The following is a 6,699-nucleotide window of genomic DNA, read 5'->3' as shown; positions in this document are numbered from 1 at the left end:
AATTATTTAGACCATCAATCATATCTTCTACAATACTAAAGCCATGGTGCATTGCAGCTGTACAAACTTGTACGCCTGTCGCACCCATTAAAATAAATTCTGCTGCATCCTGCCAATTCGAGATGCCGCCAATACCTGAAATCGGTACATTCACTAATGGATTACGCGCACATTCAGCCACCATATTGAGGGCAATCGGTTTAACAGCTGGACCACAATAGCCACCGTGCGCCCCTTTTCCTGCAACATGCGGTATAGTATTCCAAGAATCTAAATCGACACCGGCTAAACTATTAATCGTATTAATCATACTAACTGCATCTGCTCCACCTCTTGTCGCTGCTTCCGCCGTTACTGTAATATCCGTAATGTTTGGCGTTAGCTTAACAATCACAGGTGTACGTGCCGCTTCCTTTACCCAGTACGTTTGTTTTTCCACCAATTCAGGGACTTGACCAGAGGCAGAACCCATGCCTCGTTCTGCCATCCCATGTGGACAACCAAAGTTAAGCTCAAGACCATCAACCCCCACATCTTCTACTCGCTTCACAATTTCATGCCACTTTTCCTGCTTCGGCTCCACCATTAGGGAGGCAATAATTGCGTGATTAGGAAATTTCTTTTTCGTGTCATAAATTTCTTGTAAATTTACTTCTAATGGTCGATCCGTAATTAATTCGATATTATTAAAGCCTGCCACACGTTGACCATTAAAACTCACAGCGGCAAAACGGGAGGACACATTTAAAATCGGTTCTCCTAACGTTTTCCAAACAGCGCCACCCCAGCCTGCTTCAAATGCACGCTGTACTTGATAACCCGAATTTGTCGGTGGTGCGGATGCTAGCCAAAATGGATTCGGCGATTTGATGCCCGCTAAATTAATGCGTAAGTCTGCCATGTAAGTTCCCCCTTTATCCTGATTGGTGAAACTAACAATCAGTGAAGGATGTAGAAAACCCCCACTGTTTGAAGGTTCACTTTATGCAATCTCACTTGGTTTTCTTAAACGTTCATGAATCTTATATGCTGCATCTTTCCCTTGCTGCACAGCGGTCACCACCATCGCTTCACCCTGTCCATTGCCAAAGACAACATCTCCACAGGCAAATACTTTGTCATTAGACGTTTGCATTGTCGTCTCATCAATATCGACAACACCGTTTGTATGAGCCAATCCAAAGGCTTCGATTAATGAAACAAAACGAGTTTGCCCAATCGCTTTAATGACAGCATCCACTTCAATAATAAAATTAGAGCCTTGGACCTCTTCTGGTCTTTGTCGACCATCAGGACCTGCCTCACCAAGCTTCATTTTTACACACTCAATACCTGTCACCTTGCCAGCTTCATCGCCAATAATTTTCTTCGGCGCAGTCAGCCATTTAAATTCCACACCATCCTGCTTCGCAAATTCATATTCAAATTTGTAAGCAGTCATTTCTTTTTGTGTTCTGCGATAAAGAATTTGTACATTTTCTGCCCCTAATCGCACCGCACTTGTAGCTCCATCAATTGCTGTATTTCCAGCACCAATAACAGCTACTTTTTTTCCAACGATGTCATTTGTAAGCGGTCCCATTTTTGTTTTTCGAACAAACTCAATGGCATCATGCACACCTTCTAAATCTTCCCCTTCAATGCCCAGATTCGGTACAGCCCCCATACCGACAGCTAAAATTACACTGTCATATTGCGCCAAAATTTCATCAGCAGAAATATCCACACCGACTGCTGTATTCGTTTGAATGTTCACGCCAAGCTGTTCAATTTGCTCCACTTCCCAATCCACTACTTCATTGGGTAAACGGAATGCCACAATTCCATAGCTTCCTAGTCCGCCAGCCTTCTCTTCTGCCTCATAGATTGTTACCTGGTAGCCTAAACGGCCAAGCTCTCGTGCTGCTGATAAGCCAGCAGGACCCGCCCCGATGATTGCTACTTTCTGTCCGTTATTTTGTCCTGGCTTAAATAGCTGTGTATTGGTTTCCATTGCCCAATCTGTTGCATAACGCTGTAACTCACCAATTTTAATTGGCTTTGTAGAAGAATTTAAGACACACGCCCCTTCACATAATTCTTCCGTAGGACAAACCCTTGCACAGCTTGCACCAATAGGATTTGCTTCTAATATAGTCGTAGCAGAACCCTTCATATTACCAGATGCAATTTTTTTTATGAAATTTGGGATTTGAATGCTTGTTGGACAAGCTTTAATACATGGTGCATCATAGCAATACAGACAACGGTTGGCTTCCTCAATAGCCTCATTCTTTGTCATTTTGCTTTTTAATTCCATAAAATTACGTCTAAGCTGTATGGTCATTTCATTTTCTTGAATCGGAACCATTTCCACATCCCCCTCATGTGAGCATTTTTTCCGTACATCAATTACTAGACCGATTGCTTTGCTCTCCATCAAAACAATCGGTCCTATACTGAAGGAAGCTAAATATTTAGTGCTTCCGCAGCCACTGTTTTTAATGGACGTTTAATATATTGTCCACTACCAAGTACCCCTACAAATTCTTTATTTTTAATGACATATTCCCCACGAACCAGTACGCTAACCGGCTCACCTGTAACGTCCCAGCCTTCATAAGGGTTATAGTCCACATTCATGTGATGTGTTTTAGCAGAAATTTGGCGTTTTGCCTCTGGATCAAAAATTACGATATCCGCATCTGAACCGATAGCAATCGTTCCTTTTTGCGGGAATAGCCCAAATATTTTGGCTGCACTTGTAGAAATCATATCAACAAATTCATGGATTGTAATTCTACCTTTTGCAACACCTTCCGAATATAAAATACTAAAGCGATCCTCAATGAATGGCCCACCGTTTGGAATTTTTGAGAAATCATTTAGGCCAAGCTGTTTTTTACCCTTAAAGCTAAAAGAGCATTGGTCAGAGCCAATTGTCTGTAGCTGCTTGGCCTTTAATGCATTCCATAAATGTTCTTGATGATATTTCGGACGAAGTGGTGGTGACCAGACATATTTTGCTCCCTCAAAGCCTGGCTGCGCTAAAGCTGATTGATCGAGTGTTAAATATGGTGGACATGTTTCACCATAGACGTCATACCCTTTTTCACGAGCTGCAATAATTTCATCTACTGCTTCTTTACATGTTACATGAACCACATATAGCTTCGCTCCTGCTATATGAGCTAATTCGATGGCACGCTTTGTCGCCTCACCCTCTAATTCGGCTGGTCGAGTCAGTGCATGATAAATCGGTTCTTTATGTCCCGCACGTCTTGCTTCCTCAACAAGCTCATCAATGACAGAGCCATTCTCACAATGCACCATAACCACTGCGCCAAGATCTTTGGCGATTTTAAAGGCTTTAAATAGTGTACGATCTGTCGCTTGGAATTCTTTTGCATAAGCCATAAAGACTTTTACAGAAGTAATGCCCTCCTGCTCTAATAGTTGGGGTAATTCAGCTTCTGTTTCAGGTGTTAAATCACCAATCATCAGATGGAAACCATAGTCAATAGCAGACTTTCCTTTCGCCTTTTCATGCCATTTCTCCACTGCTGTCGATAATTTTTCTTCTCCTGCTGTTAAACAAAAATCTAAAATAGTAGTTGTCCCACCAAAAGCTGCGGCTATCGTACCTGATTTCCAATCGTCATCTGTCACTGTATTATTGAATGGCATATCTAAATGCGTATGAGGATCAATGCCACCAGGCAATACGTACTTACCTGTCGCATCAATGATTTCAGCGCCAGCATCCGTTAAGTTCTGGCCAATTTGAACAATTTTACCGTTGTCAATTAGAATATCTGCCTCAAATACATCAGCAGCTGTTGCTACTCGTCCACCTTTAATGATTTTTTTCATTGTGCCCCTCACCCTTCATTACAAAATTAGAGAATGCTTGATGTTCAATGCAATGTATATGTTTCCCCTATACTAAACTTTGTTTGCAGCGTTAAAACTGTTTCGAGCAAAATATCTGCACCTTTTGCACAATCCTCAAATGTTGTTTCCTCCTCCTCACAATGACTCTTGCCTTCAATACTTGGAACAAAAATCATGGCGGACGGAACCATACTCGCCATATACTGGGCATCATGTCCAGCCCCACTAAACATACGATGTGCAGAATAGCCGAAGCTCTGACATGCTCTTTCTACTTCATCGCAAATGGCTGCATCAAAATACACTGTCTCTCTCCCCCATAGTTTAGTAGGATGAATGCTGCACCCTCCTGCTGTCTCTGGAAGCGCGTTAAGAATATCCTCAACCTGTTGCATCACCTCTGGATCTTGATGGCGTGAATCGATGGTAAATGTCACCTTATTCGGGATGACTGTATGAATATTTGGCGAAACATTCATGCGACCAAAGGTAAAAACAAGTTGTTCGTCAATTTTCCCTAATTGCTCATGGAGCTCTGTAATAATCGTCGATGCTACAATCATCGGGTCTTTACGCATCGACATCGGCGTTGTACCCGCATGATTTGATTGTCCAGTAATCGTAATTTCATAGCAGACCATGCCGAGCACACCTTCGACAACACCGATTTCACGTTGTTTTGCCTCTAAAACGGGTCCTTGTTCAATGTGCAATTCAATATAAGCAAGTGCTTCTTTTAGTCGATTTTCTTGCTCTCCCTCATAGCCACTTGCATGTAATGCTTCGTGAAAGCGAATACCATTTTTATCTGTAGATTGCAGCATTTTTTCTTTGTCGAATTTTGAGGTAATTACCCCTGAACTCATCATGGCCGGGTCAAAACGTGCGCCCTCTTCATTGGTAAAATTCACAATCATAAGTGGGATATCCATCTCAATTTCATTTTCCTTAATTGTTCGAATGGCCTCGATAGCGGTAAGTACACCTAACACGCCATCAAATCTCCCACCTTTTTCAACTGAATCTAAATGGGAACCCATGACGATAGGTGGCATATCCTTTTTGCCAGGAAGAGTGGCATAAATATTCCCCATATCATCTACCTGTATATCCATACCTAACGCTTTACAACATTCACAAAAATAGTTTCTAGCTAAAACATCCTCATCCGAAAGAGATAAACGTGTAACGCCACCATTGTCAGTGGCTCCAAATTGACTGAACTGTTCAATTAACTCTTGCAATCGTCTACTATTACATTTATACATATGCAAGTCCTCTCTTTCACAGTAGTTATTAAACATTCTAAAATAGATAAAATTTGTGAGATATGGAAAGTAAACTAAAAAAATATGTGCAACTGCACATTATATATGGTAAGTTATGTTCATAATTAAGGGGGGGAAAATATGGGGACGATTCGTAAAATTGTTGAGGGAATTCAATTCCCAATGCTTACATTAGTCGCTGGACATAGTGGTACGTATCGCAGAGTTACTGGTATTAATGTTGTGGAAAGCAATGATCTAATTATGTTTTGTAGACCCAATGAATTAGTCGTCACAACAGGCATTAATTTAGATGCACAGGAAGATTCTCTAGAACAGCTTGTCAAACAAGCGTACGCGAAAAAAGTAGCGGGCTTTATTATCAACATAGGGCCATTCATTCCTACTATTCCTGAAGCCGTCATCTCTTTTGCAAACCAACATGATTTCCCTATTTTTCAAATGCCATGGAGTTACCGTATTGCTGATCTATTAAAAACTACCTTTCAGTTTATTGCCAACCACCATCAAGAGCTTTCCATCGAAGAAAAGGTTCTGTTCAATCTACTTTTTCATTACAAAGCAAACGCTAACTCTATAAAAGATCAATTAGCACAGCTAGGATTTCCTCAAGGAAGAGAATTAGCGATCATTACTTGCACAACTACTGGCACGCAAGCCACCATCGATCGTTATGAAGTGATGATACAATTTGCTTTTCAAAATCGCTATCAACGCTTCTTAAAATTAAAGCATAAAAATTACCTCATTTTTTTAATTGATAAAGCACAAATCATTACACCAAATACACCCTTCTCAAAAATCGTTGAAGAAATCTACGATAAAATCACATTAAAAAATGGTTACTTGGATATTATTATTGGAAAAGGCAACTACCATAAAGAGCTCGAAAATGTTCGCAAAAGCTATGATGAATCTTTAATGGTCCTTCATTTAGCACAGCTCCATAACAACCGTTACTTATATAGCTATAAAGAAATTGGTGCCTATAAAATTCTGATGGCGGTGCAAAACCAACGATTGATGAAGTCCTTTAGTCAGGATATTTTAGGCCAGCTCTATCGCTATGATGAAATGCACAATACTGATTATGTCCCTTTTTTACGTGTATTTGTTGAAGAGAATGGCAGTACAAGTCGGATTAGTGAACGACAATTTATTCATCGCAATACGGTCCTTTATAAAATAAAAAAAATTGAAATGCTATTGGATATTGACTTAAGCAACTCCTTTACAAAGACAAACTTATATATTGCCTTTTTAATAGAGGATGTTTTAACACATCAATAGAATTAGCAGGTTGTTTAATTATCTGGATTTTCTATTTATAAATCCTCCTTCTAAAATTTTGGCTGCATACATATAAAGTATAAATGGGGACTACTGTGCATTTTGTTGTCCACATCTGACTAAAACGTATGCATGCTAATCATCTACCTGTTAAGAAGGAGTGAAGCTTTGTGACAAATGTAACAAGTCCAAATTGGCAAGTGAAGGATGAACAATATGTATGGCATTCAATGAAACCATATAATCC

The 6,699-nt window shown here is 40.2% G+C and carries 5 protein-coding genes; 1 reads left to right on the top strand and 4 read right to left on the bottom strand.

The genetic code is table 11. The features are described from left to right. The 4 genes from preA to RT445_RS22530 all read right to left on the bottom strand — a co-directional run. Positions 1–901 (bottom strand): NAD-dependent dihydropyrimidine dehydrogenase subunit PreA (gene preA / locus RT445_RS22545; RefSeq protein ID WP_313471608.1); only part of this gene is annotated, 901 nt, incomplete at its 3' end. Between the two features lie 81 nt (positions 902–982). Next, entirely contained in the window at positions 983–2,350 is a 1,368-nt protein-coding gene (locus RT445_RS22540; RefSeq protein ID WP_313471607.1) for an NAD(P)-dependent oxidoreductase, read from the bottom strand. Positions 2,351–2,448: 98 nt separating this feature from the next. Continuing rightward, complete coding sequence (gene hydA, locus RT445_RS22535) at positions 2,449–3,852, bottom strand: dihydropyrimidinase (RefSeq protein ID WP_274796402.1); 1,404 nt, start codon at positions 3,850–3,852, stop codon at positions 2,449–2,451. A gap of 44 nt (positions 3,853–3,896) precedes the next feature. Continuing rightward, positions 3,897–5,141 carry a Zn-dependent hydrolase gene (locus RT445_RS22530; RefSeq protein ID WP_313471606.1) on the bottom strand — a complete coding sequence of 415 codons (1,245 nt, stop codon included), beginning with the start codon at positions 5,139–5,141 and terminating at the stop codon, positions 3,897–3,899. 141 nt (positions 5,142–5,282) lie between these two features. On the opposite strand from RT445_RS22530, the gene RT445_RS22525 reads away from it, so the two are divergent. Further along, complete coding sequence (locus RT445_RS22525; protein WP_274796399.1) at positions 5,283–6,452, top strand: PucR family transcriptional regulator; 1,170 nt, start codon at positions 5,283–5,285, stop codon at positions 6,450–6,452. The last annotated feature ends 247 nt before the right edge of the window (positions 6,453–6,699 follow it).

It is taken from the genome of Lysinibacillus sp., from assembly GCF_032093475.1.
GTDB classification, from domain to species: domain Bacteria; phylum Bacillota; class Bacilli; order Bacillales_A; family Planococcaceae; genus Lysinibacillus; species Lysinibacillus irui.
Note: the sequence above shows the minus strand (reverse complement) of the source record. Positions and strands in the feature narration are given on the sequence as shown.

What these genes read in the sequence shown, in the direction of transcription:
- RT445_RS22530 (WP_313471606.1), bottom strand. Translation starts at nt 5,141, where the DNA reads ATGTATAAATGTAATAGTAGACGATTGCAAGAGTTAATTGAACAGTTC.
- RT445_RS22540 (WP_313471607.1), bottom strand. Translation starts at nt 2,350, where the DNA reads ATGGTTCCGATTCAAGAAAATGAAATGACCATACAGCTTAGACGTAAT.
- RT445_RS22525 (WP_274796399.1), top strand. Translation starts at nt 5,283, where the DNA reads ATGGGGACGATTCGTAAAATTGTTGAGGGAATTCAATTCCCAATGCTT.
- hydA (WP_274796402.1), bottom strand. Translation starts at nt 3,852, where the DNA reads ATGAAAAAAATCATTAAAGGTGGACGAGTAGCAACAGCTGCTGATGTA.